The sequence below is a fragment of the Streptomyces sp. NPDC048392 genome (genome assembly GCF_043200575.1).
In the GTDB taxonomy this organism is placed as follows: Bacteria; Actinomycetota; Actinomycetes; order Streptomycetales; family Streptomycetaceae; genus Streptomyces.
This window is the reverse complement of the sequence record NZ_JBICYB010000005.1, coordinates 256928-280144: the sequence shown is the minus strand read 5'-3', so window position 1 is coordinate 280144 and position 23217 is coordinate 256928. Positions and strand designations below refer to the sequence as shown.

At 72.9% G+C, this 23217-nt stretch carries 24 protein-coding genes; 16 read left to right on the top strand and 8 right to left on the bottom strand.

Annotated features, from left to right (window positions below; translation table 11 throughout):
• The first annotated feature begins 3 nt into the window (after positions 1-3).
• From ACGFYH_RS11120 to ACGFYH_RS11110, 3 genes are read left to right on the top strand one after another with little or no spacing between them, the layout of a single operon-like run.
• Entirely contained in the window at positions 4-873 is an 870-nt protein-coding gene (locus ACGFYH_RS11120; protein WP_393802839.1) for an ABC transporter ATP-binding protein, read from the top strand.
• Positions 870-2390, top strand: a complete 1521-nt coding sequence (locus ACGFYH_RS11115) for an ABC transporter permease (RefSeq protein WP_393802838.1) — start codon at positions 870-872, stop codon at positions 2388-2390. Before ACGFYH_RS11120 ends, ACGFYH_RS11115 begins: the two co-directional genes overlap by 4 nt.
• The gene (locus ACGFYH_RS11110) at positions 2378-3049 is read left to right on the top strand and encodes an ABC transporter (RefSeq protein ID WP_393802837.1); all 672 of its coding nucleotides are present in this window, start codon (positions 2378-2380) and stop codon (positions 3047-3049) included. The genes ACGFYH_RS11115 and ACGFYH_RS11110 overlap by 13 nt, the downstream gene beginning before the upstream one ends.
• Before the next feature lie 246 nt (positions 3050-3295).
• On the opposite strand, the gene mshD is transcribed toward ACGFYH_RS11110, so the two are convergent.
• Positions 3296-4225, bottom strand: coding sequence for a mycothiol synthase (gene mshD / locus ACGFYH_RS11105; RefSeq protein ID WP_393802836.1), 930 nt, complete (start codon positions 4223-4225; stop codon positions 3296-3298).
• Between the two features lie 173 nt (positions 4226-4398).
• Here mshD and ACGFYH_RS11100 point away from each other — a divergent pair, with 173 nt between their 5' ends.
• On the top strand, positions 4399-6261 hold the full coding sequence (locus ACGFYH_RS11100; RefSeq protein WP_393802835.1) for a bifunctional metallophosphatase/5'-nucleotidase: 1863 nt from the start codon (positions 4399-4401) through the stop codon (positions 6259-6261).
• Positions 6262-6470: 209 nt separating this feature from the next.
• Here the strand turns inward: ACGFYH_RS11100 and ACGFYH_RS11095 are convergent, their stop codons facing one another.
• From ACGFYH_RS11095 to ACGFYH_RS11075, 5 genes are all read right to left on the bottom strand, one after another.
• On the bottom strand, positions 6471-7901 hold the full coding sequence (locus ACGFYH_RS11095) for a sensor histidine kinase (RefSeq protein ID WP_393802834.1): 1431 nt from the start codon (positions 7899-7901) through the stop codon (positions 6471-6473).
• On the bottom strand, positions 7898-8635 hold the full coding sequence (locus ACGFYH_RS11090) for a response regulator transcription factor (RefSeq protein ID WP_393802833.1): 738 nt from the start codon (positions 8633-8635) through the stop codon (positions 7898-7900). The genes ACGFYH_RS11095 and ACGFYH_RS11090 overlap by 4 nt, the downstream gene beginning before the upstream one ends.
• Before the next feature lie 113 nt (positions 8636-8748).
• Positions 8749-9777 carry a S1C family serine protease gene (locus ACGFYH_RS11085; RefSeq protein WP_393802832.1) on the bottom strand — a complete coding sequence of 343 codons (1029 nt, stop codon included), beginning with the start codon at positions 9775-9777 and terminating at the stop codon, positions 8749-8751.
• 102 nt (positions 9778-9879) lie between these two features.
• On the bottom strand, positions 9880-10902 hold the full coding sequence (locus ACGFYH_RS11080; protein WP_393802831.1) for a LacI family DNA-binding transcriptional regulator: 1023 nt from the start codon (positions 10900-10902) through the stop codon (positions 9880-9882).
• Between the two features lie 42 nt (positions 10903-10944).
• Positions 10945-11727 (bottom strand): response regulator transcription factor, encoded by a 783-nt coding sequence (locus tag ACGFYH_RS11075; protein WP_393802830.1) that lies wholly within the window; start codon positions 11725-11727, stop codon positions 10945-10947.
• Positions 11728-11973: 246 nt separating this feature from the next.
• On the opposite strand from ACGFYH_RS11075, the gene ACGFYH_RS11070 reads away from it, so the two are divergent.
• The 7 genes from ACGFYH_RS11070 to ACGFYH_RS11040 all read left to right on the top strand — a co-directional run bounded on the left by ACGFYH_RS11070 (position 11974) and on the right by ACGFYH_RS11040 (position 17440).
• The gene (locus ACGFYH_RS11070) at positions 11974-12888 is read left to right on the top strand and encodes an alpha/beta hydrolase (protein ID WP_393802829.1); all 915 of its coding nucleotides are present in this window, start codon (positions 11974-11976) and stop codon (positions 12886-12888) included.
• 77 nt (positions 12889-12965) lie between these two features.
• Positions 12966-13220: a MoaD/ThiS family protein gene (locus tag ACGFYH_RS11065; protein ID WP_393802828.1), complete on the top strand. Its 255-nt coding sequence runs from the start codon at positions 12966-12968 to the stop codon at positions 13218-13220.
• A gap of 3 nt (positions 13221-13223) precedes the next feature.
• A complete protein-coding gene (locus ACGFYH_RS11060) occupies positions 13224-14507 on the top strand; it encodes a hypothetical protein (protein WP_393802827.1) in 1284 nt (427 codons plus the stop codon).
• Between the two features lie 133 nt (positions 14508-14640).
• Positions 14641-15378: a DUF2993 domain-containing protein gene (locus ACGFYH_RS11055; RefSeq protein ID WP_393802826.1), complete on the top strand. Its 738-nt coding sequence runs from the start codon at positions 14641-14643 to the stop codon at positions 15376-15378.
• A 491-nt stretch (positions 15379-15869) separates the two neighbouring features.
• On the top strand, positions 15870-16715 hold the full coding sequence (locus tag ACGFYH_RS11050; protein WP_393802825.1) for a sulfurtransferase: 846 nt from the start codon (positions 15870-15872) through the stop codon (positions 16713-16715).
• A 40-nt stretch (positions 16716-16755) separates the two neighbouring features.
• Positions 16756-17043 carry a DUF1416 domain-containing protein gene (locus ACGFYH_RS11045; protein ID WP_100048746.1) on the top strand — a complete coding sequence of 96 codons (288 nt, stop codon included), beginning with the start codon at positions 16756-16758 and terminating at the stop codon, positions 17041-17043.
• A gap of 136 nt (positions 17044-17179) precedes the next feature.
• A complete protein-coding gene (locus ACGFYH_RS11040) occupies positions 17180-17440 on the top strand; it encodes a DUF3099 domain-containing protein (RefSeq protein WP_393802824.1) in 261 nt (86 codons plus the stop codon).
• A 302-nt stretch (positions 17441-17742) separates the two neighbouring features.
• Here ACGFYH_RS11040 and ACGFYH_RS11035 read toward each other — a convergent pair whose 3' ends face one another.
• The gene (locus tag ACGFYH_RS11035; protein WP_219187413.1) at positions 17743-18105 is read right to left on the bottom strand and encodes a DsrE family protein; all 363 of its coding nucleotides are present in this window, start codon (positions 18103-18105) and stop codon (positions 17743-17745) included.
• A 470-nt stretch (positions 18106-18575) separates the two neighbouring features.
• Here ACGFYH_RS11035 and ACGFYH_RS11030 point away from each other — a divergent pair, with 470 nt between their 5' ends.
• Genes ACGFYH_RS11030 through ACGFYH_RS11020 form a run of 3 tightly spaced genes read left to right on the top strand, consistent with a single transcriptional unit; the run spans position 18576 to position 20592 of the window.
• Entirely contained in the window at positions 18576-19151 is a 576-nt protein-coding gene (locus tag ACGFYH_RS11030) for an FABP family protein (RefSeq protein ID WP_393802823.1), read from the top strand.
• A gap of 16 nt (positions 19152-19167) precedes the next feature.
• Complete coding sequence (locus ACGFYH_RS11025; RefSeq protein ID WP_115743326.1) at positions 19168-19605, top strand: Fur family transcriptional regulator; 438 nt, start codon at positions 19168-19170, stop codon at positions 19603-19605.
• Positions 19606-19626: 21 nt separating this feature from the next.
• Complete coding sequence (locus ACGFYH_RS11020; RefSeq protein ID WP_393802822.1) at positions 19627-20592, top strand: YgfZ/GcvT domain-containing protein; 966 nt, start codon at positions 19627-19629, stop codon at positions 20590-20592.
• A 142-nt stretch (positions 20593-20734) separates the two neighbouring features.
• On the opposite strand, the gene dtd is transcribed toward ACGFYH_RS11020, so the two are convergent.
• Complete coding sequence (gene dtd, locus ACGFYH_RS11015; RefSeq protein WP_393802821.1) at positions 20735-21160, bottom strand: D-aminoacyl-tRNA deacylase; 426 nt, start codon at positions 21158-21160, stop codon at positions 20735-20737.
• A 179-nt stretch (positions 21161-21339) separates the two neighbouring features.
• Here dtd and ACGFYH_RS11010 point away from each other — a divergent pair, with 179 nt between their 5' ends.
• Positions 21340-21960 carry an aerial mycelium formation protein gene (locus ACGFYH_RS11010; protein ID WP_393802820.1) on the top strand — a complete coding sequence of 207 codons (621 nt, stop codon included), beginning with the start codon at positions 21340-21342 and terminating at the stop codon, positions 21958-21960.
• 187 nt (positions 21961-22147) lie between these two features.
• The gene (locus ACGFYH_RS11005; protein WP_393802819.1) at positions 22148-23173 is read left to right on the top strand and encodes an asparaginase; all 1026 of its coding nucleotides are present in this window, start codon (positions 22148-22150) and stop codon (positions 23171-23173) included.
• Positions 23174-23217 lie beyond the last annotated feature (44 nt).

Here is a 23217-nt window from a genome sequence, read left to right as displayed (position 1 = left end):
CGTATGACCCCCACTGTCTCCGCCTCCGGGCTCAGCCTCCACTACGGACGCACCCGCGCCCTCGACGACGTGTCGCTGCGGCTGACCCCGGGTGTCACCGGGCTGCTCGGGCCCAACGGCGCGGGGAAGACCACGCTGCTGCGCGTGCTCGCCACCGCCGTGCCCGCCGACCGGGGCGCCTTCTCCGTGCTCGGGCACGACCCGGGGACCGCGCGCGGACGGCAGGAGGTACGGCGGCGGCTCGGATACCTGCCGCAGGCGCCCGGATTCCATCCGGACTTCACCGCCTTCGAGTTCGTCGACTACGTGGCGATCCTCAAGGAGCTGGCCGACCGCCGGGAGCGGCATCGCGAGGTCCGGCGGGTGCTGGAGGAGGTCGGCCTGGGGGACGTGCGCGGGCGCCGGATCAAGAAGCTGTCCGGGGGCATGCGGCAGCGGGTCGCGCTCGCCGCCGCGCTGGTCGGCGACCCGGGGTTCCTGGTGCTCGACGAGCCGACCGTCGGTCTCGACCCCGAGCAGCGGATGCGGTTCAGGGAGCTGGTCGCCGGGGCGGGGGAAGGACGGACCGTGCTGCTGTCCACCCACCAGACCGAGGACGTGGCGATGCTCTGCCACCGGGTGATCGTCATGGCGGCCGGGACGGTGCGGTTCGACGGGACCCCGGCCGAGCTGACCGCGCGCGCCGCCGGGCGGGTGTGGAGCAGTACGGAGAAGGACCCGGGCGCCAGGGCCGGGTGGCGCACCGGGACCGGCTCCTTCCGGAACGTGGGCGACCCGCCCCCCGGAGCGGAGCCGGCGGAACCCACCCTGGAGGACGGCTACCTGCTCGTCCTCGACGGCGCCGGCACGAGCGGCACGGAGGTGGCCGCGTGAGCGCCGTACTGAAGCAGGCACCCGTGCCCGTGCGGGCGGGGGCCCACGGCGCGGGTGCGCGGGCCGTGCTCGCCCTGGCCCGGTTCGAGGCCCGCAGGCTGCTGCTGAGCGTCCCCGTCGTCATCGCCTTCGTGGCGTACGTCGCGTGGATCGTCTGGCGCACCCGCGACTCCTGGGACGGCAATCCGGCCCTCCAGGACGCCGACCGCGCCACCCAGTCCATGCCGATGCTCGTCGGTCTCGCCGTCCTGCTGTACGCCCACCACGCGGTCGTGCGCTCCGAGCGGCACGGCACCGAGCACCACTTCTCCGTGCTGGTGCTCCAGCCCTGGCGCCGTACGGCCGCCCACGCGCTGTCCGTCGTACCGGCCGCCCTGCTCACCGCCGCGTGCGTGACCGGTCAGTTCACCTGGGAGGCGCTCAAGCCGGGCGCCGTCGGGCACGGTTCGCCGGCCGAGCTGGCCGTGGGGCCGCTGACGGTGCTGGCGTTCGGGGCGTTCGGGGTGCTGCTGGGCCGGCTGGCGCGGTCGGCACTCGCCGCGCCGCTGCTGGTGGTCGTACTGCTGCTCGCGCTGGTCCTCGGTACCGCGCCGGGCGACGCGGGCGGCCGGTCCTGGCTGGCCCCGGTCGTCTCCCAGGCCGGCCCCGATGCCCTGCCCTCCGACCTGCTGGGGCGGCCCGCCGCCTGGCACGCCCTGTACCTGGCGGGCGCGGCCCTGTGCGTCGCCCTTCTCGCGGTGGCCGTCGCCGGTGGGCGCAGCCCGGCCGCCCGGGCGGGCCTCGTCCTGAGCCTCGCGCTGGCGGTGACGGGCGGGGTCCTCCAGGCCGGGGGCGCGACGCCGTCGCCGGAGCTGACGGCGGCCCGCGAGCGCGCCTCGCTGCGCCCCGCGCTGCGCTGCGCCGAGCACGGCCGGTCGACGTACTGCGCCTTTCCCGAGTGGGGGCCCCGCACCGGCACCTGGGCCGGGGTCGTGGACCGGGTCCAGTCCCTGGCCGGCGGCTCGGCGCACGAGCGGCCGCTGGTCGTACGGCAGCGGATCGACGCCCGGTACGGGCTGGAGGCCGACACCGCGATCCCCGCGCTGACCGACGCCCACCAGGTGACCGTGGGCACCGCCTGGGGCGGCAACCGGGTCCCCGAGTTCTCCAGTGCCGTCGCCGCCGTCCTCGTCGCGGGCACGGAGGCGGCCGGCAGCGAGATCTGCGACGGCCGGATGGTCACCGTCATGTGGCTCTCCCTGAGCTGGCAGGACGATCCGGTGAACGCCCTGCGTCGGGTCCGCCTCGACGACAGCGTGACGGGGTCGGCGATCGTCCTGTCGCCCACCGACCCGCTGTCCATGACCGAGGGCCAGACGGACGTCGTACGGCGCCTGCTGGAGAAGCCGTCCGCCGGGACCGGGGCACGGGTGAAGGCGCACTGGGCGGAACTCACCGCGCCGGGCGTCACGACCGCCCGGGCCGCCGAACTGCTGGGCGTGGCCGGGCCGGAGAAGGCGGACTCGTGCGCGGAGTGACGGCGGACCTGGTCGCCCCGCTGTGGCGCACGCTGCCGTGGCGGGCACTGGCGGCGGCGGGAACCGTCGGCCTGCTGGCCGCCGCCACCCCGGTCGTCACCGGCGCCGCACCGGCCCCCTGGCAGACCCTGTTGCTGTTGCGGGGCGTCGCCCTGATCGGCGCGGTCGGCCTGGCCTTCCTGCTGGACGACCCGGCCCGCCACCTCACCGCACCCGTCCCCACCCCACGGCCCGTCCGGCAGGCGCTGCGGGTGGCCCTGGCCGCACCGTTCGCCGCACTGTGGTGGACGGCCGCGCTGCTCCTCGTCCCCTCGGCGTCCCGGCCCCCGGTCGGCGACGTCACCCTGGAGGCGGCGGCGGTGGGCGCACTGGCGCTCGCCGGTGCGGCCATGGCGGTACGGCTGACGGACGAGGCGCGTCCGGGGCCGTTCGTCGCGGCGTCCCTGCTGCTCACGGCCGTCCTCGTGCCCCTGCTCGCACCGGCGGACTGGGCACTGTTCGTGCAGCCCGACGACCCGCGCTGGCCCGCCGCCCACGACCGGTGGGCGCTGCTGGCGCCGGCGGCGGCCGCGCTGGGGGCGCTGTGCGGACCGGAACCGGTGGGGCGCCGGGGGCGGGGAACGGCGCGGAAGGTACGCGGGGCCGGCGGACCGGTGTGACGGTGCGCGGCCGGGCGGGTCGCTCGGGTCGGTCGGGGCCTCGGGTGCCGACGCGGCCCGGGCGTTGGACGGGTGGGGCCTCGGTCCGCGGGGCTGGCGGACCGGTGTGACGGTGCGCGGCCGGGCGGGTCGCTCGGGTCGGTCGGGGCCTCGGGTGCCGACGCGGCCCGGGCGTTGGACGGGCGAGGCCTCGGCGGTGGCGGGATGGGCCTCGCCCGAGGGACCTGCCGGGGCGGAGCCCGCGGCTCAGGTCTCCGTGCGGTACATCAGGTCCGTCTCGTGGGTGGCGAATCCGAGGCGCTCGTAGACGGACACCGCCGCCTTGTTGTCGGCGTCGACGTACAGCATCGCCGTGGGCAGGCCCCGCCCCTCCAGGTGCCGCAGCCCGATCGTGGTCAGGGCCTTGCCCAGGCCGCCGCCCTGGGCGTCGGGGCGGATGCCGAGGACGTACACCTCACCCAGCCGTTCCTCGGCGTGCACCTTGGTCCAGTGGAAGCCGATCAGTTCGCCGTCCCGCTCGGCGAGGAAGAACCCCGCCGGGTCGAACCACGACTCGGCCTCGCGGTCGTCCAGGTCGCGCTGGGTGAGCGAGCCCTGCTCGGGGTGGTGGGCGAAGGCCGCCGCGTTCACGGCGAGCCAGGCCGCGTCGTCCTGACCGGGAACGAAGGCGCGTACGCCCACCCCCTCGGGCAGCCGCGGTTCCGGCAGGTCGAGGCCGACCAACGGGCGTCGCATCTGCCGCAGTTCGCGGAAGAGGGACAGCCCGAGGACCTGCGCGAGATGCCGGGCGGCGGAGTGCCCGCCGTGGGCCCAGATCCGCAGCCGCTTGCCGGAGGCGGCGAGCAGCGCGGCGCCCAGCGCCCGGCCGTGGCCCTGGCCCCGGTGCGAGGGGTGGACGACCAGTTCGGCGGCCGGCGGCTCGACCGGGTCGGTGCCTTCCAGCTGTGCGTAGCCGACGAGTCCCCCGCCGTCGACGGTGAGCAGGAGGTGTACGACGCCCTCCCGCGCGGGACCGCGCAGTTGCAGCCGGCCCTGCTCGGACACGGCGTGCTGCCCGTCGTTCCGGGCCGCCTCGGTGAGCAGGGCGAGGACGGCGTCGGTCTGCTCCGGGGCGAGTTCGGCGAGGGTCTCGATCGAGCGGGGGCGGCCGTGCCGCACGGTGTCGTCGCTGGTCATGCGTACGAGGGTAAGGGGCGGGTGGGGCAAAGCGGCGGCAGTGGACGAGGACGAAGCTAAACCAGGCTGTAACCCGGAAGCCCCTGTCGCGCTACGCGCGTTGACTCTAGGCTCGTGCGCCGACGAGCCGTCTCCTCAGCGGCTCGCGTCCACGCACACCCACAGGGGGGCGCATGCCAGCCACAGCACAGCCGCACCAGCCGCGCCGCAGACGCCGTACGAGCCGTCTCCTCGTCGCCGCCGCCACCGTCGTCACCGCCGGGGCGCTCGCCGCGGCGGCACTGCCGGCCTCGGCGAGCGCGGGCGCAGGCAACCACGGCAACCACGGCCACGGAGGTCACGGAGGTCACGGAGACCATGGCGGCCACGGGCACGGCCACGGCCGCTACCAGGACGTCCAGCTCCTCTCCTTCAACGACCTGCACGGCAACCTGGAGCCGCCGGCCGGTTCCTCCGGGCGCGTCACCGAGATCCAGCCGGACGGCACGACGAAGACCGTCGACGCGGGCGGCATCGAGTACCTCGCCACCCACCTTCGCGAGGCCCGCAAGGGCAACCGGTACTCCGTCACCGCGGCGGGCGGCGACATGGTCGGCGCCTCCCCGCTGCTGTCCGGGCTCTTCCACGACGAGCCGACCGTCGAGGCGCTGAACAAGCTCGACCTGGACGTGACGAGCGTCGGCAACCACGAGTTCGACGAAGGGGCCAAGGAGCTGGCCCGCCTCCAGAACGGCGGCTGCCATCCCACCGAGGGCTGCTACACGGACCAGGAGTTCGAGGGCGCCGACTTCCCGTACCTGGCCGCCAACGTCCTGGACGAGAAGACGAGGAAGCCCCTCCTGAAGCCGTACTGGGTGTGGAAGCAGAGGGGCGTCAAGGTCGGCTTCATCGGCGTGACCCTGGAGGGCACCCCGGACATCGTCTCGGCGGAGGGCGTGAAGGGACTCACGTTCAAGGACGAGGTCGAGACGATCAACAAGTACGCCAAGGAGCTGCAGCGCCAGGGCGTGAAGTCGATCGTCGCGCTCATCCACGAGGGCGGCTTCCCCGCCTCGTCGTCCTACAACTACGACTGCGACTCCCCGGGCGCGGGCGACGGCGTCTCGGGCCCGATCGTCGACATCGCCAAGAACATCACGCCGCAGGTCGACGCGCTGGTCACCGGCCACACCCACAACGCGTACGTCTGCACGATCCCCGACCCGGCGGGCAACCCCCGCATGGTCACCTCGGCCTCGTCCTTCGGCCGCCTGTACACGGACACGACGCTGACGTACGACCGCCGCACGGGTGACATCGCCCGTACGTCCGTGAAGTCGGCGAACCACGTGGTGACGCGGGACGTCCCCAAGGCGCCCGACATGACCCGGCTGATCGGCGAGTGGGGCACCCTCGCCGCCCCGATCGGCGACCGCCCCATCGGCTACGTCTCCGGAGACGTCAACCGCGACGGCACCGAGTCCCCGCTCGGCGACCTGATCGCCGACGCGCAGCTCGCCCACGGCGTGTCCCTGGACCCGGGGACCGACCTGGCCCTGATGAACCCGGGCGGCATCCGCGCCCCGCTGACCTACGCGGCCACGGGCCGGGAGGGCGACGGTGTCGTCACCTACGCCGAGGGCTTCACCGTCCAGCCCTTCGCCAACACGGTGAACCTCAAGGACTACACGGGCGCCCAGCTGATCCAGGTGCTCAAGGAGCAGGTGAGCGGCCCGAACGAGGCGGCCCCGAAGATCCTCCAGGTTTCGTCCGGCCTGACCTACACCCTGGACCTGACGAAGTCGGGCGCGGACCGCGTCGTCACGGACTCGATTCGCCTGAACGGCTCGCCCGTCGACGAGCACGCCACCTACCGCGTCGCCTCGAACAGCTTCCTGGCGGGCGGCGGTGACGGCTTCACGACCCTGGGCGAGGGCGCGAACGAGCTCGTCGGAGCGGACGACCTGACGGCGCTCGAGCAGTACCTGACGGCCAACTCCTCGGCGAGCGACCCGATCGCACCGCCGGCGGCCGACCGGATCACGGTCGTGCGGTAGCCGACCGGAGACCGCGGCACCGAGGGCCCGGCACCCCGCACGGCACAGCCGTCGCGGGGTGCCGGGCCAAGTTACGCCCAGCCCTTCTCGAGTGGCCACGGGCCGTGACTCACGGAGCGGTGACCGGACGCGTCACATCCCGCCCGCCCGCCCCGACGGGCTCTCTCCGGCCGACCGCGACACGCCGAACGGTCGCCCGCCGGGGCGTTCTACGGCACCTCCGGCGGCGGCACGGGCGCCCCCGGCAGCCGCATCGTCGCGGTCGTGCCGCCTCCCTCCGCCGGGGTCAGGGCGACCTCGCCGCCCGCCTGCTGCACCGTCCGGGCCACGATCGACAGACCCAGGCCCGAGCCGGGGAGGGCGCGGGCGCTCGGGGAGCGCCAGAAGCGGTCGAAGACGTGGGGGAGTTCGTCGGCGGGGATGCCGGGGCCGTGATCGCGGACGGTGAGGACGCCTTCGGAAAGGCGTACGTCGACGGTGCCGGAGTCCGGGCTGAACTTCACCGCGTTGTCCAGGATGTTCACGACCGCACGCTCCAGGGCGGCCGGTTCGGCACGCACGTACCAGGGGGCCACCCACGCGTCGATCGTCAGCTCCGGGCCGCGCAGGCGGGCGCGGCGCAGGGCCGACTCGACGACGTCGTGCCAGGCGAGGATGCGGGCGCGGTCCTCGTGCTGGCCGGTGTCGGGGCGGGACAGTTCCTGGAGGTCGCCGATCAGGGCGGCCAGTTCCGTCATCTGCGCCTTGACCGACGCGAGCAGCGCCTTGCGGTCCGCCTCCGGGAGCGGGCGGCCGGTCTCCTCGCTCCGGGTGAGGAGTTCGAGGTTGGTGCGCAGGGAGGTGAGGGGGGTGCGCAGTTCGTGACCGGCGTCGGCGATGAGCTGCTGCTGGAGGTCGCGGGAGCTGGCCAGGGACGAGGTCATGCTGTTGAAGGAGCGGGAGAGGCGGGCGATCTCGTCGTCGCTGTCGTCCTCGACGGGGATGCGGACGGCCAGGTCCTCGGTGCGGGCCACGTGCTCGACGGCGTCGGTGAGTTCGTCGACGGGACGCAGACCGGCGCGGGCCACGGCGAGTCCGGCGGCGCCCGCGCCGATGACTCCGATGCCGGAGACGATCAGGAGGACCCAGACCAGGGAGGACAGGGGTTTGGTGACGTCCTCGACCGGTTTGGCGATGGAGACGGCGATGCCCGGCTGAACCTGCCCGGTGCCCGCGTCGTAGACACGCTGTGTGTAGACCCGCATCGTTGTGCCGTCGGTCGTCCTCGCGGTGTGCAGTGCGTCCCCGGCCCGGCCGTCGGCGACGTCCACGTCCGCGTCCTGGACGCGGAGTTCCTCGTTGCCGGGATTGACGCAGGTTGAGCCGTCCGAGTACAGGATGGTGACGACAGGGGCGTTCGGTACCTGGGGAAGTTCCTCCGGTGTCCCCGACTGACAGTTGCGCAGCATGCTGTTCAACAGCCCTCTGGACACCTGCTCGCTGCGCAACTGGTCGTCCAACTGGTTGTACAGCTGCTCGCGCACCAGGAACCAGCACGTCACCGAGACCGCCGCCACCGCGAACGCCACCGCCGCCGCCACCAGCAGCGACAGCCGGGCCCGGATGGGCAGCGCGCGGACGCGGCGGGCCGGCCCTCTCACTCCGCGCCGCCCTGCCGCAGGACGTAGCCGACGCCGCGGACGGTGTGGACGAGGCGCGGTTCGCCGTTCGCCTCGGTCTTGCGGCGCAGGTACATGACGTACACGTCGAGGGAGTTCGACGACGGCTCGAAGTCGAAGCCCCAGACCGCCTTGAGGATCTGCTCCCGGGTGAGGACCTGGCGGGGGTGCGCCATGAACATCTCGAGGAGGGTGAACTCCGTGCGGGTCAGTTCCACCGGGCGCCCGGCCCGGGTGACCTCCCGCGTCGCCAGGTCCATGGTCAGATCGGCGAAGGCGAGGGTGTCGTCGTTGCCGGTGGCCTCCACCGCCGCCGCGTAGGAGCTGCGGCGCAGCAGCGCGCGGATGCGGGCGAAGAGTTCGTCCAGCTCGAAGGGCTTGACCAGGTAGTCGTCGGCGCCGGCGTCCAGGCCGGTCACCCGGTCGCCGACCGTGTCGCGGGCCGTCAGCATCAGGATCGGGGTCAGGTCGCCCGCCCCGCGGATCCGGCGGGCGACGGTGAGGCCGTCCATGCGCGGCATCTGGATGTCGAGGACGACGAGGTCGGGCCGGTACGCCGCGGCCTTCTCCAGCGCGTCGGCGCCGTCGAAGGCGACCTCGGTGCCGTACCCCTCGAAGGCGAGGCTGCGCTGGAGGGCTTCGCGGACCGCCGGCTCGTCGTCGACGATCAGGATGCGCTGGACGTCACGGTCGCGGTCGCCGTCTGCGGGGCTCATGGGCTCGGGATCCTCGGGTGCGATGGGCTACGGGCACGGGGCGGGTGGGAGGTACGGGGGCCAACGCCTTCAGCGTCGCACGTTCCCGTGTCCGCGCTGTCGCTCGTGTCCGCTCAGTTGCTCGCGCCCGCCCGCAGCTCCGGCAGGTCGGCCTTGACGGTGTTGACCGGGATGGCGAAGCCGAGGCCCACGCTGCCCGCGCTCGCGGAGGACTCGGTCGCCGAGTACATCGCGGAGTTGATGCCGATGATGTCGCCGTTCATGCCGATCAGCGCGCCGCCGGAGTTGCCCGGGTTGAGGGACGCGTCGGTCTGGATCGCCTTGTACGTCGTCGTGGACGAGCCGGTGTCGCCGTTGAACTGCCGGCCGCCGAACTCGAACGGCCACTGGCCGCCCTGCTGCTGTTGCTGCCGCCCCTCGTCCGTCGAGACGGTCACGTCACGGTCGAGGGCGGAGACGATGCCGCTGGTCACGGTGCCGGTCAGGCCCTCCGGGGAGCCGATGGCGACGACCTGGTCGCCCACCCCGATGCCGTCGGAGTCGCCGAGGGTCGCGGTCTTCAGGCCGGAGGCGTTCTCCAGCTTGATCAGCGCGAGGTCCTTCCCGCTGTCGGTGCCGACGACCTCGGCGGTGTACTGCTTGCCGTCACTGGTGCGCACCTTGACGGACGAGGCGCCGGACACGACGTGGTTGTTGGTGACGATCTCGCCGTCGCCGGTGATGATCACGCCGGAACCGGTCGAGGAGCCGGCGTTCGAGGTGGCGTTGATCTCGACGATGCTCGGACTGACCGCTTTCGCGACCCCGGCGACCGTGCCCTTCTGGCTGGAGGGCACCACGTTGGTGCTGGTGGCGCCGGAGGCGACGGTGTCACTGCCGGTCAGCTCCTGGATGCCGTACGCCGTGCCGCCGCCGACGGCCGCCGCGACGATCGCCACGGCCGCGAGCAGCGCGGCGGGACCGCTCCGGGCCCTGCGCGTGCCGTGCGACGGCTCGGGCCGGGGAGGCGGTACGGGGGTCCCGGGCGGCTGCGCCGGCGGGGGCGGCCACTCGGGGCTGACGGGAGAGGAGGCGTGCTGGGGGGCTCCCTGGTAGGGGTTCGCGTGCTCGTACTCGCCGTTCCGGCGGAAGCTCTCGGTCATGTTCATGAGCTTCCCGCCCGCGCATGAGAGCGGCCTGAGTACTGTCTGAGAAGCCCGGCAGAACCTCGTATGCCCGATATAAGGACGCCCGCCGGGTGGGCCCTACGCGCAGCCGCAGGACTGCCGTGTCACCAGCCGCGACGGGAATACCCTCAGCCGCTCGCGCCGGGAGCCCGCCACCCGCAGGCCGTCGTCCAGGACCAGGTCCACGGCGGCCCGGGCCATCGCCGACCGGTCCGAGGCGACCGTCGTCAGCGGCGGATCGGCGAGAGCCGCCTCCTTGATGTCGTCGAAGCCCGCCACCGCCAGCTCGCCGGGCACGTCGATGCGCAGCTCGCGGGCCGCGCGCAGCAGGCCGATCGCCTGGTCGTCGGTGGAGCAGAAGATCGCGGGCGGGCGCTGCGGCCCGGAGAGCAGCTCCAGCCCCACCCGATAAGCGTCGTAGCGGTTGTACGGCGCCTCGAAGAGCCGGCCCTCGGTGGAGAGCCCGGCCTCCTTCAGCGCGCGCTTCCAGCCCTCGACGTGGTCGGAGACCGGGTCGCCGACGGACGGGGTCTCGGCGGTGCCGCCCATACAGGCGACGTACTCGTACCCGTGCTCCAGCAGGTGGCGGACGGCGAGCTGGGCACCGCCCAGGTCGTCGGTGACGACGGCGACGTCGTCGATGGCCTCGGGGCGCTCGTGCAGCAGGACGACCCGGGCGTCCCAGGCGTCGATCTCGGCGGCGGCGTTGTCGTTCAGCGCGTGGCTGACCAGGATGAGTCCGGAGACGCGCATACCGAGGAAGGCGCGCAGATAGTGCACCTCGCGCTCGCCGACGTAGTCGGAATTGCCGACGAGCACCATCTTCCCGCGCTCGGAGGCGGCCCACTCGACGGCGTGTGCCATCTCCGCGAAGAACGGCTGGCGCGCGTCCGGCACGATCAGGCCTATGAGGTCCGTGCGCCGCGACGCCATCGCCTGGGCGACCCGGTCCGGCCGGTACCCCAGTTCCTTGATCGCGGCGAGTACACGCTCGCGCGTGGCCGGGGCGACCGGCCGGGGTCCGTTGTTGATGACGTAGCTGACGACGGCGGTCGAGGTCCCCGCCAGCCGCGCCACATCATCCCGAGTCACCTTGGCCACGCGCGGAGTCTACGCGGATGGACCCGCCCCGGGCAGGGCGTGTCACACCTTGGATGACCTTGCGTCCACCGTCTTCGCCTGCGTGTCGGCCGGGTCCGGGGCCTTTCCGGCCTTCGCCTTCGTCTCCTCCGCTGCGCGCTCCGCCTTCTCGGGCTTCTCCGGCGTCACGAAGCGGTAGCCGACGTTGCGGACCGTGCCGATCAGCGACTCGTGCTCGGGGCCGAGCTTGGCGCGCAGCCGCCGTACGTGCACGTCGACCGTGCGGGTGCCGCCGAAGTAGTCGTACCCCCACACCTCCTGGAGCAGCTGGGCCCGGGTGAACACGCGGCCCGGGTGCTGGGCGAGGTACTTCAGCAGCTCGAACTCCTTGAAGGTCAGGTCCAGGACCCGGCCCTTCAGCTTCGCGGAGTACGTCGCCTCGTCCACGGACAGGTCGCCGTTGCGGATCTCCATGGGGGAGTCGTCGCCGACGATCTGCCGACGGCCCATTGCCAGCCGCAGCCGCGCCTCGACCTCCGCGGGGCCGGCGGTGTCCAGGAGTACGTCGTCGATGCCCCAGTCGGCGGTGACGGCGGCGAGGCCGCCCTCGGTGACGACCAGGACCAGCGGACAGCTGAGCCCGGTGGAACGCAGCAGCTGGCACAGGCTGCGGACCTGGGGGAGATCGCGGCGCCCGTCGACGAGGATGACGTCGGCGCCGGGGGTGTCGACGAGGGCGGGGCCCTCTGCCGGAGCGACGCGTACGTTGTGCAGCAGCAGGCCGAGGGCGGGGAGCACCTCCGTCGACGGCTGGAGGGCGTTGGTCAGGAGCAGCAGAGAACTCATCGCGTCCCACCTGCCTGGGTCGTCTCATGGTCGTGCCCGGTTCGCTCGCCCATAACGTCTGGTTCCTCCCGGGTCCCTGCGAGGACGTTTGCGGCACTGCTTCGTACGGGTGCGGATCCCGTGCCCGTGGGTTCCGCCGCGCGTCCGGGAGGTGAACGCCCGGCGGCTGCCCGGCGTCGCTCCCGAAAGCACGAAAGGACCCGGGGGCTACGTTGCCCGAGTCCTCTGCCCAGCAGAATAGCCGACATGAGCAACCGACCGACGGGTCATGTGGCGCGTTCCACCTGTCGTCCAGTCAATCGTCCGCATTCCGAGACGCCCGGGGAGGCGCCGCGCCGCGCGCCCGCGCGCACCTTCCTCCGTACGGCCGACGGTGTCCTCATCGACGCCGTGTACGAGCCGGGACCGGCCGACCACGAGGCCTCTGACCTGGTGTTCGTCGTCGCGCACGGCTTCACGGGGGACGCGGACCGGCCCCACGTACGACGGATCGCGGCGGCGTTCGCACGGCACGGTGCCGTGGTCACGTTCTCCTTCCGGGGCCACGGCACGTCCGGTGGACGGTCCACCGTGGGCGACCGCGAGGTCCTCGACCTGGCGGCCGCGGTCGACTGGGCGCGCGGCTTCGGGCACACCCGCGTGGTGACCGTCGGCTTCTCCATGGGCGGCTCGGTGGTACTGCGGCACGCCGCGCTGTACGGCGGTGACGGAGGGGAGGGAGGGGAGGGAAGGGAGAGAGGGGGCGCAGCCGACGGCGGTGGCGGTGCCGCCCGCACGGACGCCGTCGTGTCGGTCAGCTCCCCCGCCCGCTGGTACTACCGGGGCACCGCGCCCATGCGCCGGCTGCACTGGCTGGTGATGCGCCCCGCCGGACGCCTGGTGGGCCGCTACGGCCTGCGCACCCGTATCCACCACCGGGACTGGGACCCGGTGCCGCTGTCGCCCGTGGAGGCGGCGGCACGGATCGCGCCGACGCCGCTGCTCGTCGTGCACGGCGACCGGGACGGCTACTTCCCCCTCGACCACCCCCGGATGCTGGCCGACGCGGCCGGTGACCACGGCGAACTCTGGCTGGAGCCCGGCATGGGCCACGCCGAGAACGCGTCGGACGAGGGGCTGCTGCACCGCATCGGCGACTGGGCCGTGTCCCGGGCGGGCTAGCCTGACACTGTTCATGCCGATCGGCACCGACGCCGATCGGCACCGACGCCGATCGGCACCGGCGACGAAGGATCCAGATGGCAAAGGTCACGGTGCGCTACTGGGCCGCCGCGAAAGCCGCGGCGGGGGTGGCCGAGGAGCCGTACGACGCGGCGACGCTCGCCGACGCGCTCGGCGCGGTGCGCGAGCGCCACCCGGGCGAACTCGCGCGCGTCCTGCTGCGCTGCTCGTTCCTCGTCGACGGCGACCCCGTGGGCACCCGCGGGCACGAGACGGTACGGCTGGCCGACGGCGGCACGGTCGAGGTGCTCCCGCCGTTCGCAGGAGGGTGAGCGATGACCGACCAGCCGCACCAGCCGCACCAGCCGCACCAGCCGTACCGGCAGGACCAGCCGTACGAGGGGCACTACGAGGGGTACGACGAGCACGGGGCCCACGCAGGGCAGGCGGGGTACGCCGGGTACGACGCGCAGGCGTGGCCCGGGCAGCAGCCGTACGAGGGGTACGGCGAGCAACCGGACCCGAACGCCGGTCAGTACACGCAGCAGTGGCAGGGGCAGACCTGGGAGACACAGCTGCAGCCGCCGGTCTCCGCGGAGGAGACGGCGTACCTGCCGCCGCACGCCCCGCAGCCCCAGCCGCAGTCGTATCCGCCGCAGCCGCCGCAGGGGCAGCCGCAGCCCCAGCCGTACGCGTCGCAGCCGTACCAGTCCCAGCCGCAGATGTACGCAGCCCAGCCGCAGCCGCAGCCGCAGCCGCAGCACCAGCCGCAGCCGCAGGCGTACGGGTCCCCCGCGCCCGCCCCCGTGCCCGCCCCCGTCCCCGGCGAGCCGGGCTACGGTCCCGCGACCGTCGCCGGGAACACGCGGGTCACGGACGCGCAGCGGGCCAGGGCGGAGGGGCGGTCGCCGATCATCGACCCGGGCATGCAGCCGGCCGGTCTCACCGCGCTGCTCGGGCTGCTGCTGGCCGGCGCGGCGGCGCTCGGCACGTACGCCCTCCTCGTCCCGCTCATCGCCCTCCAGGCCGTCACCGCGGCGGGCTGGTTCCGTCTGAACGGCATGTGGCCCGCCCGGCAGGGCATCGCGCTGGGCTTCGCGGGCGCGCTCGCCGCCGACGCGGCGCTGCTGGTGTCGGACCGCTCCCCGGCGGCGATCCTCGGCACGCTCGGGGTGTGGGTGCTGCTCTCCCTCGTCCTGCGACTGCGCTCGCACGCCGACCCCGACGAGCGGATGTACGGCCTGATGGCGACCATCGCCGCGGCGGCCCTGGCCGTCGTCGCGGGCGGGTATCTCGCCGCCGACGCGGAGGCGGTGACGGTCGGCGCGATCGCGGTCGCCGTGGCCGCCGTGGCCCGTGCCCTGCCGCTGCCGGCTCCGGCGTCCGTGGTCGTCGCGCTGCTCACGGCGGCCGGTGCGGGGATCGCGGTCGGCTCGATGACGGACTTCGGCGCGTCCGGGGCCCTGCTCGGCGCGGGCGCCGGGGTCTGCGCGCTGATCGGCCTGCGGGTCGCGGCCTACGACTACCCCTCCCGCTTCGTCCACTTCACGGCGGGCGTGGCCCTGCCCCTCGCGGCGGCGGCCCCGGCCGTTTATCTCCTGGGCCGGGCCCTGGCCTGAGCGTTGCCGGGCACCCTTGTTACAGGTGGTCGACAAAATTCGGGGGGTGCCATCGGCCCGCGTTACGCTCGCGCTGGACGGCCTCCGGTCGTCGGGTCCGCCGTCGTCGACCGTCCAGGGTGGGGAACACCGCATGCGCGCACTGCGAATACTGTTGATCGTCGTCGTGATCCTGGGCGGCCTCTTCGTGATCGCCGACCGTGTCGCCGTCAACTTCGCCGAGGACGAGGTGGCGGACAAGCTGCGCAGCACCGAGAACCTGGCCTCGACGCCGGACGTCTCGATCAACGGCTTCCCCTTCCTCACCCAGGTCGCCGGCGGTGAACTGGGTGACGTGGAGGTCGGCATCGACGACTACGAGGCGTCCACCGGCAACGGTGACGAGAAGATCCGTATCGCCGAGCTGCGCGCGCACATGAAGGGCGTCGCGTTCTCCGGCGACTACAGGTCCGCCACCGCGGCCACCGCCACCGGCACCGCGACCGTCGGCTACGACGAACTGATGAAGGCCGCCAAGTCCGAGCCCACGGACATCGCGCCCGGCATCACCGCCAGGGTCGTCGGCCTCTCCGACGGCGGCAACGGCAAGATCAAGGTGTCGCTCCGGGCCACGGTCCTGGGCGTCGAGGTGCCCGAGCCGGTCGAGGTGCTCAGCTCGGTCGAGGTCAAGGACGACGACGTCGAGGTGGTCGCCGACGGTCTGCCGGAGATCGGCGGCAGGGAGCTCGCCGAGTCCCGGATCCGGGCCATCACCGACTTCCAGCAGACCATCGACGAGCTGCCCGGTGGCATCGAGCTGGACAAGGTCGAGGCGGCGGAGGACGGCGTCGAGATCACGGTGAAGGGTTCGAACGTCGAGCTGGCCGGGTAGGACGAGGGGCGGCCCGCCGCACGGCGCCGGCGTCCTGTGTTCGGCGTCCTGTCTCTGGCGTCCTGTTTCTGGCGTCCGGCGTCCGCCACGGGCATGACGTCCGACAGGCGAGACGGCACCGTCCGTACCGTAGATGCGGAGACGACCGCCCCCGCCCCGGGCGGTCCTCGGCGACGTCCGACACCGGCCTCCGTCCCGCATTCCGGACGATCGTGTCTCATCATGCGACACGTCGGTGACATGGCCCGCCCTCAATCCCTACGATCGGTCCTTATGAAGCGACAGGCGGATCTCACGAAGCGGCGGGCAGTGGACCTGTGCCGCGTTGCCGCCATGCTCTGTCGCACCTTCTGAGGCGGACGGCGACGCCGCCAGTCCGCGCCCCCTCACCCCGCCGTGCCCCCGGGCACACCCGCGCGCCGCCGCACGGCCCGAGCGCGCGTCCCCCTCTCACCGCACGCCCCGCCGCCAACTGCCCCGGAGGAGAAAACATGAGCCGCAGTGACGTCCTGGTCGACGCCGACTGGCTGCAGGACCGCCTGGACGACCCGAGCATCGCGATCGTCGAGGTGGACGAGGACACGTCCGCCTACGAGAAGAACCACATCAAGAACGCGATCCGGATCGACTGGACCCTGGACCTCCAGGACCCGGTCCGCCGCGACTTCGTCGACCAGGAGGGCTTCGAGAAGCTCCTGTCGGCCAAGGGCATCGCCAACGACACGCTGGTGGTCCTCTACGGCGGCAACAACAACTGGTTCGCGTCGTACGCCTACTGGTACTTCAAGCTCTACGGCCACGAGAACGTCAAGCTCCTCGACGGCGGCCGCAAGAAGTGGGAGCTGGACGCCCGCGAGCTGGTCCCCGGCGACGAGGTGCCCGAGCGCCCCGCCACCGACTACAAGGCCAAGCCGCAGAACACCGCGCTCCGCGCCTTCCGTGACGACGTGGTCGCCGCCATCGGCGCGCAGAACCTGGTCGACGTCCGCTCGCCCGACGAGTTCTCCGGCAAGCTGCTCGCCCCGGCCCACCTCCCGCAGGAGCAGTCGCAGCGTCCGGGGCACGTCCCGTCCGCCCGCAACATCCCGTGGTCGAAGAACGCCAACGACGACGGCACCTTCAAGTCGGACGACGAGCTCAGGCAGCTCTACACCGACGAGCAGGTCGACCTGGCGAAGGACACCATCGCCTACTGCCGTATCGGTGAGCGCTCGGCCCTGACCTGGTTCGTCCTGCACGAGCTGCTGGGCGTGGAGAACGTCAAGAACTACGACGGCTCCTGGACCGAGTACGGCTCCCTCGTCGGCGTGCCGATCGAGCTCGGCGCCGCGAAGTAACCACCCCGACCGACCTTTCCCAACCCCTCAGGAGTACGACATGTGCGGAGCGAAGGCCGGCGGCCCCGACGCCTCGACGATCAAGCCCGGTGAGACCACCATCCAGGGTCAGGTGACCCGCGACGGCGAGCCGGTGACGGGCTACGTCCGTCTGCTGGACGCCACCGGCGAGTTCACGGCGGAGGTTCCGACCTCCGCGACGGGCCAGTTCCGCTTCTACGCGGCCGAGGGCACCTGGACCGTACGCGCGCTCGTCCCGGGCGGCTCCGCCGACCGCACGGTCGTCGCCCAGCAGGGTGGCCTGGCCGAGGTCGCGATCGCCGTCTGACGGCACGTACCGGCAGTCGCCGGCAGTCGCCGGCAGTCGCCGGCAGTCGTCGGCACGCGACGGCCGAGGGGCCGCACCCACCGGGTTGGACGCCTGGGGTGCGGCCCCTCCGGCGTGACGGGCCTACGCTGGAGGTATGTACGCGCGGCGGCGGCACGTCTACTTCGCCATGATGGGGACCTGCATCGTGCTCTTCGTCCTGGCCTGGGCAGTCGTGCGCATCTGGTCCGTCCCGGCGGCCGTGGGCATGTGCGTGGTGGCCATGCTCATCCCGCCGCTGGCCGCGATGACGGCCAACCGGCGCGGCCCCGACGACCGCTGGTGGGACGACCCGTCGGGCGACGCCCAGTCCGACGCGTGGTGGGACGAACTGGACGGAAAGAAGCGCCCGCACTAGGTCCTGTCGTCAAGCTCGCATCGTCGCCCGGTACGGCGAGAGTGCGTGCATGACGTCGCTGGGCAGACGGGAGTTTGACGACAGGGCCTGGGCCCAGGCGTCGGTCATGAGGGCGGGCCTGCCGTCGGCGGGCGCCGCTGCGCCCTGCGCGTGCCCAGACGGACGCCGCGATGAACGGACGCCTCCGGGCGGGGCCATCCACCGCGAAAGCGTGAGCATTTCGCCCTCCACTGTCCTCGTGGCGCTCATCTGAGCGCCCCAGTGACAGTCCTCCGCCGGCTGTTCGCGCTTTTCAGCAGGAGTCAGTAGACGAGCGCCTGCGTGTCGTCGGCCAGCGCCTCCTGCACGAAGACCTGCGCACCCGCGATCCGTACGCCCTCGATGACGTCCTTCTCGGTGAGGTCGCGCCGGGCCGCGCACTGGGTGCACAGCGTCACCCGGCCGCCCGCCAGGAGCGCGTCGAGCAGATCGGGCAGCGGCGCGGCGTGCGGCAGCTCGAACTCGGCCGCGCGGCCCGGCACCGCGAACCAGGCGGACTCACCGGTCAGCCACAGCGACACGTCGACCCCACTGGCCACGGCCACCGCCGCCACCGTGAACGCCTGAGAACACCGCTCGGGCGCGTCCGCCCCCGCCGTCACCTTGATCACGAGCTTCTTCGCCATGGCCGAATCGTAGTCAACATCGCCGCAATCCCCGGCCCGGACTGCGGGTCTCCTGGGCGCACCCTCGGTCGATCGCGTCTTACACGTCCTGTGGGGGTCGTCTCGGAGTAGGACCGGCGAGCCCGGCGAAGCCCGGGGAGACCGCGAAGCGACTCCCGGCCTCCCGCGACCGCAGGGTGCGCACCGACGGAGACCCGCGCGAACTGCCGCCGAAGAAGCCGCGGCACTGATCCGCCCGGCGGACCTCGCACTGAGGGCCGGGCCGCGGCCGCGTAAGCTGGGCCCCGGCCCTGCGCACCCAGGGCCTGGCTCACGTACCGCACTCCGCTCAATCGAGGAGCACCCCGTGGAGATCTTCTTCGAAGCCCTGCTGGTCCTGGTCTGCGTCGGCGTCCTCGCCTTCGCCGGTCTGACCGTGAAGAAGCTGTACCAGGGCCAGCGCTGATCACCGACGCCAGGAAGTACCGCTCATGATCGAGATCCCGTCCGACCTCCACAAGGACCTCGTCCCGCTCGCCTTTCTGCTGGGCGACTGGGCGGGCGCGGGCGTGCACGACTTCCCCGGCGCCGAGAAGTGCAACTTCGGCCAGGAGGTCTCCTTCACGCACGACGGCCGCGACTTCCTGGAGTACCGGTCCCACACCTGGGTCCTGGACCAGGAGGGCGACAAGGTCCGTCCGCTGGAGTCCGAGTACGGCTTCTGGCGCATCGACGCGAACCGCAGGGTCGAGGTCACGATGACCCGCGACGACGGCGTCATCGAGATCTGGTACGGCACGCTGGCCGACCAGAAGCCCCAGATCGACCTGGTGACGGACGCGGTGGCCCGCACGGCCGCCTCGCGGCCCTACACCGGCGGCAAGCGGCTGTACGGCTACGTCAAGAGCGACCTGATGTGGGTCGGCGAGAAGCAGACCCCCGAGGTCGAGCTGCGCCCCTACATGTCGGCGCACCTGAAGAAGGTCGTCACGCCGGAGGACGTCGAGCGCTGGGCCAAGGCTCTGCCGGACGACATGCCGGACGACGGCATCGCTTTCTTCAAGTAGTCCTAGACTCTTGGGTGTGGTGAGCACCGACTGGAAGAGCGACCTCAGGCAGCGCGGCTACCGGCTGACCCCGCAGCGGCAGCTGGTGCTCGAAGCCGTGGACACCCTTGAGCACGCGACCCCCGACGACATCCTCGGCCAGGTGCGGAAGACGGCGTCGGGGATCAACATCTCCACCGTGTACCGCACGCTGGAGCTGCTGGAGGAATTGGGGCTGGTCAGCCATGCCCATCTCGGTCACGGTGCGCCCACCTACCACCTGGCCGACCGGCACCACCACATCCACCTGGTCTGCCGGGACTGCACCAACGTGATCGAGGCCGACCTGTCGGTGGCCGCCGACTTCACCGCCAAGCTGCGCGAGCAGTTCGGTTTCGACACCGACATGAAGCACTTCGCGATCTTCGGCCGGTGCGAGAGCTGTTCCCTGAAGGGTTCAACTACCGAGTCGTAAGCGAGTCGTAGGCTGGGGCGTATGAAGAGCCCTCTGCTGTCCCTGCCCGGCGCCGTCCCCGCCGAGGGTGCGGACGAAGGCGTCGCCGCCCACTACGGCGACCTGTTCCGCGAACAGCGTGCCCTCGCCGACGGCACCGGCTTCGTCGACCTCTCCCACCGCGGTGTCGTCGCCGTCACGGGCGACGACCGGCTGAGCTGGCTGCATCTGCTGCTCACCCAGCACGTCAGCGACCTGCCCACCGGCCAGGCCACCGAGGCGCTGATCCTCTCCGCGAACGGCCACATCGAGCACGCCCTGTACCTCGTCGACGACGGCACCACCGTCTGGGTCCACGTCGAACCCGGCAGCCAGGAGGCGCTGATCGCCTACCTGGAGTCGATGAAGTTCTTCTACCGGGTCGAGGTCACCGACCGCACCGCCGACACCGCCGTCGTGCACCTGCCGGCCGGGTCTATCGCCCCGGCTCCCGCGTCCGCCGCGGTCCGCGAGACACCGTACGGCCGTGATCTCTTCCTGCCCCGGGAGGAGCTGGAGGCCTTCGCCGCCCAGGCCGGACCGCCGGCCGGGATCCTCGCCCACGAGGCGCTGCGCGTCGAGCAGCACCGCCCCCGCCTCGGCTTCGAGACCGACCACCGGACCATCCCGCACGAGCTGGGCTGGATCGGCACGGCCGTGCACCTCCAGAAGGGCTGCTACCGCGGGCAGGAGACCGTCGCCCGGGTGCAGAACCTCGGGAAGCCGCCCCGTCGCCTGGTCTTCCTCCACCTGGACGGCAGCGAGGTCCGCCTGCCGCCGAACGGGGCCGAGGTGCGCCTCGCGGACGACGGCCCCGACGGCCGGAAGATCGGCTTCGTCACCACGTCCGTACGCCACCACGAGCTGGGCCCGGTCGCCCTCGCCCTGGTCAAGCGGAACGTGCCGGTGGACGCCCGGCTGATGGCCGAGGACACGGCGGCGGCGCAGGAGACGGTCGTCGAGCCCTGACGGACCGGCGGACCCCGCGTCGCGGACCCCGGTGTCCGGGCCCCGCGGACCCCGCGTCCCGGGCCCCGCGGACCCTGCGTCCCGGGACCTGCGGCCCCCGGCGTCCCGGGCCCTGCGGACCCGGCGTCGCGGGCACCGCGTCTCAGACCTCGACCAGGACCGTGAACGGGCCGTCGTTCGTCAGCGACACCCGCATCCGTGCGCCGAAACGTCCCGTCGCCACGGTCGCGCCCAGCGCGCGCAACTGCGCGACGACCTCGTCGACCAGCGGTTCCGCGACGGCGCCGGGCGCGGCGGCGTTCCAGGTGGGGCGGCGGCCCTTGCGGGCGTCGCCATAAAGGGTGAACTGGCTGATCACCAGCAGCGGGGCGTCGAGGTCGCCGCACGACTTCTCGTCGTGCAGGATCCGCACCGACCAGAGCTTGCGGGCCAACCGCGCGGCCTCCTCCCTGGTGTCGTCGTGGGTGACGCCGACCAGGACGCACAGGCCCTCGCCGTCGATCGCGCCCACGGTCTCGCCGTCCACGACGACGCTCGCGCCGTCCACCCGCTGCACCACTGCACGCATCCCGTCATGATGCCGTGCGCCCCCAGGGTGTCGGCGGGCGGGCCCGTACGGGGTTTCTTTTCGCTACCTAACCCCCCATCTGGGGCCGATCGGGGCCGATCGTGGGCACTCGGTCACATAGCGGCCACCGGGGGTGGCACGATGCTCCCAGGCGCTGGGCGAGGGGACGGTTGAGACACATGAGCACACCGAGTACGGGGCGGTCGTTCGGGACTGCCGCGTTGACGTGTCCGGGTGCCCTGGAGGCGCCCCGGCCACCCGTGCAGCGCACGGACAGTCCGGAGCTGCCCGCAGAGCCTCCGGAGCGGGACCTGACCGCGCTGAGCCTGCCGGAGCTGCGCACCCTGCGCCGGGACGCCCAGCGCGAGGAGGCCGACCTCAGCTATGTACGACGGATGCTGCAGGGCCGTATCGACATCCTGCGTGCGGAGCTGGCGGGGCGCGGGCCGACGGCCGTGGTGACCACCGCGACGACGGGGTCCGTGGTCGAGCGGCTGTCGGAGATCCTCGCCGACGCGCCGGCCCGGCAGCGCTCCTCCGCCCGGCATGTGACGCTCGGCACCCCGAGGAGCGAGGAGTGCCGACGGCTGGCCGCGGAGATACTGGGCGAGGTGGAGCTGTCCGACCTGACGGCCCGCACCGACGTCGAGCTGACCGCCGGAATGGGGCGGCTCGTGCGCTACGAGCAGCAGGTCTCCCGGCGCAGGCAGCGACTTCAGCGCACGGCGGACGGCTGCAGCGGGGAGATCGCGCGCCGGTACCGTGAAGGGGAAGCACAAGTCGACGACCTGCTCGTGTGACACGGGGGGCGGCCATCCGCGCCGCCCCGGGGCCCGGTGATCCCGGGGCCGTCGCCCGGCGGGTCCACCGTCCGGAAGGCCACCGCCGATGCCCGCGCCCCACCAGCCGTCACAAGCGCCCCAGCCGTCACAAGCGCCCCAGCCGTCTGCGTCGCCCCACCAGCCACAAGCGTCCCAGCCGTCGCAGATGTCGCAGCCGAGCCAGGCGTCACGAAGGAACCAGGCGTCGTCACAGGCGGATCAGTCCGTGCCCACCTCCGCCCTCGCGCCCGTCGTGCCGCCCGTCCTCGCCGAGGTCGTCCGGTCAGGCTTCGTCGAGGGGCGGCACCGGGGCAGTCTGGTGGTCCTGGGGGCCGACGGAGCCGTGGAGCTGGCGCTGGGGGACGTGACCGCGCCGGTCTTCCCGCGGTCCTCCAACAAGCCGATGCAGGCGGCGGGCGTGCTGCGGGCCGGTCTCGACCTCTCGGGGGAGCGGCTGGCGATGGCCGCCGCGAGCCACTCCGGAGAACCGTTTCACCGGGACCTGGTCCGCAAGATGCTGGACGAGTACGCCCTGGACCCGGCCCTGCTCCAGTGCCCGCCCGACCTGCCGCTGGACGCCGAGGAGCGGGAGACGTACCTGGCCTCGGGCGCGTTGCCCGACCGCGTCACCATGAACTGCTCCGGCAAGCACACCGCGATGCTCGCGGTCTGCGCGCGGCGGGGCTGGCCGCTGGAGACGTACCTGGACCCGGAGCACCCGCTCCAGCGGATCATCCACAGGGTTGTGGAGGACGCGGCGGGCGAGCCGGCCGCCGCCGTCGGTACGGACGGGTGCGGGGCGCCGCTGATGGCGATCAGCCTGGTCGGGCTGGCCCGCGCCTTCCGCTCCTTCGTCGGCGCCGAGCCCGGATCGGCCGAGCGCCGGGTCGCCGACGCGATGCGCGCCCACCCCGAGTACGTCGCAGGCAGCCGCCGCGCCGACACCTGGCTGATGCGCGAGGTGCCCGGCACCCTCTCCAAGATGGGCGCGGAGGCCGTCCAGGCGGTGGCCCTGCCGGACGGCCGCGCCCTCGCCTTCAAGATCGAGGACGGCGCGATCCGGACCCTGGGCCCGGTACTGTCCCGCGCCCTGACCCTCCTGGACGTGCGGGGCCCGGTCGTCGACCGCATCGGCCGCGCCCCCCTGCTGGGCGGCGGCCGTGAGGTGGGGGAGGTCCGGGCGGCGTTCTGACGTGGTCCGGCAAATCCCCGCGACGCGGGTGGGGGCGTCGGCCT

Bases quoted from the DNA above. Each gene is read 5' to 3' on its own strand.
- ACGFYH_RS11120 (WP_393802839.1), top strand. From the start codon at position 4: ATGACCCCCACTGTCTCCGCCTCCGGGCTCAGCCTCCACTACGGACGC.
- mshD (WP_393802836.1), bottom strand. From the start codon at position 4,225: ATGACCAGCGACGACACCGTGCGGCACGGCCGCCCCCGCTCGATCGAG.
- ACGFYH_RS11100 (WP_393802835.1), top strand. From the start codon at position 4,399: ATGCCAGCCACAGCACAGCCGCACCAGCCGCGCCGCAGACGCCGTACG.
- ACGFYH_RS11090 (WP_393802833.1), bottom strand. From the start codon at position 8,635: ATGAGCCCCGCAGACGGCGACCGCGACCGTGACGTCCAGCGCATCCTG.
- ACGFYH_RS11085 (WP_393802832.1), bottom strand. From the start codon at position 9,777: ATGACCGAGAGCTTCCGCCGGAACGGCGAGTACGAGCACGCGAACCCC.
- ACGFYH_RS11075 (WP_393802830.1), bottom strand. From the start codon at position 11,727: ATGAGTTCTCTGCTGCTCCTGACCAACGCCCTCCAGCCGTCGACGGAG.
- ACGFYH_RS11070 (WP_393802829.1), top strand. From the start codon at position 11,974: ATGAGCAACCGACCGACGGGTCATGTGGCGCGTTCCACCTGTCGTCCA.
- ACGFYH_RS11065 (WP_393802828.1), top strand. From the start codon at position 12,966: ATGGCAAAGGTCACGGTGCGCTACTGGGCCGCCGCGAAAGCCGCGGCG.
- ACGFYH_RS11060 (WP_393802827.1), top strand. From the start codon at position 13,224: ATGACCGACCAGCCGCACCAGCCGCACCAGCCGCACCAGCCGTACCGG.
- ACGFYH_RS11055 (WP_393802826.1), top strand. From the start codon at position 14,641: ATGCGCGCACTGCGAATACTGTTGATCGTCGTCGTGATCCTGGGCGGC.
- ACGFYH_RS11050 (WP_393802825.1), top strand. From the start codon at position 15,870: ATGAGCCGCAGTGACGTCCTGGTCGACGCCGACTGGCTGCAGGACCGC.
- ACGFYH_RS11045 (WP_100048746.1), top strand. From the start codon at position 16,756: ATGTGCGGAGCGAAGGCCGGCGGCCCCGACGCCTCGACGATCAAGCCC.
- ACGFYH_RS11040 (WP_393802824.1), top strand. From the start codon at position 17,180: ATGTACGCGCGGCGGCGGCACGTCTACTTCGCCATGATGGGGACCTGC.
- ACGFYH_RS11035 (WP_219187413.1), bottom strand. From the start codon at position 18,105: ATGGCGAAGAAGCTCGTGATCAAGGTGACGGCGGGGGCGGACGCGCCC.
- ACGFYH_RS11030 (WP_393802823.1), top strand. From the start codon at position 18,576: ATGATCGAGATCCCGTCCGACCTCCACAAGGACCTCGTCCCGCTCGCC.
- ACGFYH_RS11020 (WP_393802822.1), top strand. From the start codon at position 19,627: ATGAAGAGCCCTCTGCTGTCCCTGCCCGGCGCCGTCCCCGCCGAGGGT.
- dtd (WP_393802821.1), bottom strand. From the start codon at position 21,160: ATGCGTGCAGTGGTGCAGCGGGTGGACGGCGCGAGCGTCGTCGTGGAC.
- ACGFYH_RS11010 (WP_393802820.1), top strand. From the start codon at position 21,340: ATGAGCACACCGAGTACGGGGCGGTCGTTCGGGACTGCCGCGTTGACG.
- ACGFYH_RS11005 (WP_393802819.1), top strand. From the start codon at position 22,148: ATGTCGCAGCCGAGCCAGGCGTCACGAAGGAACCAGGCGTCGTCACAG.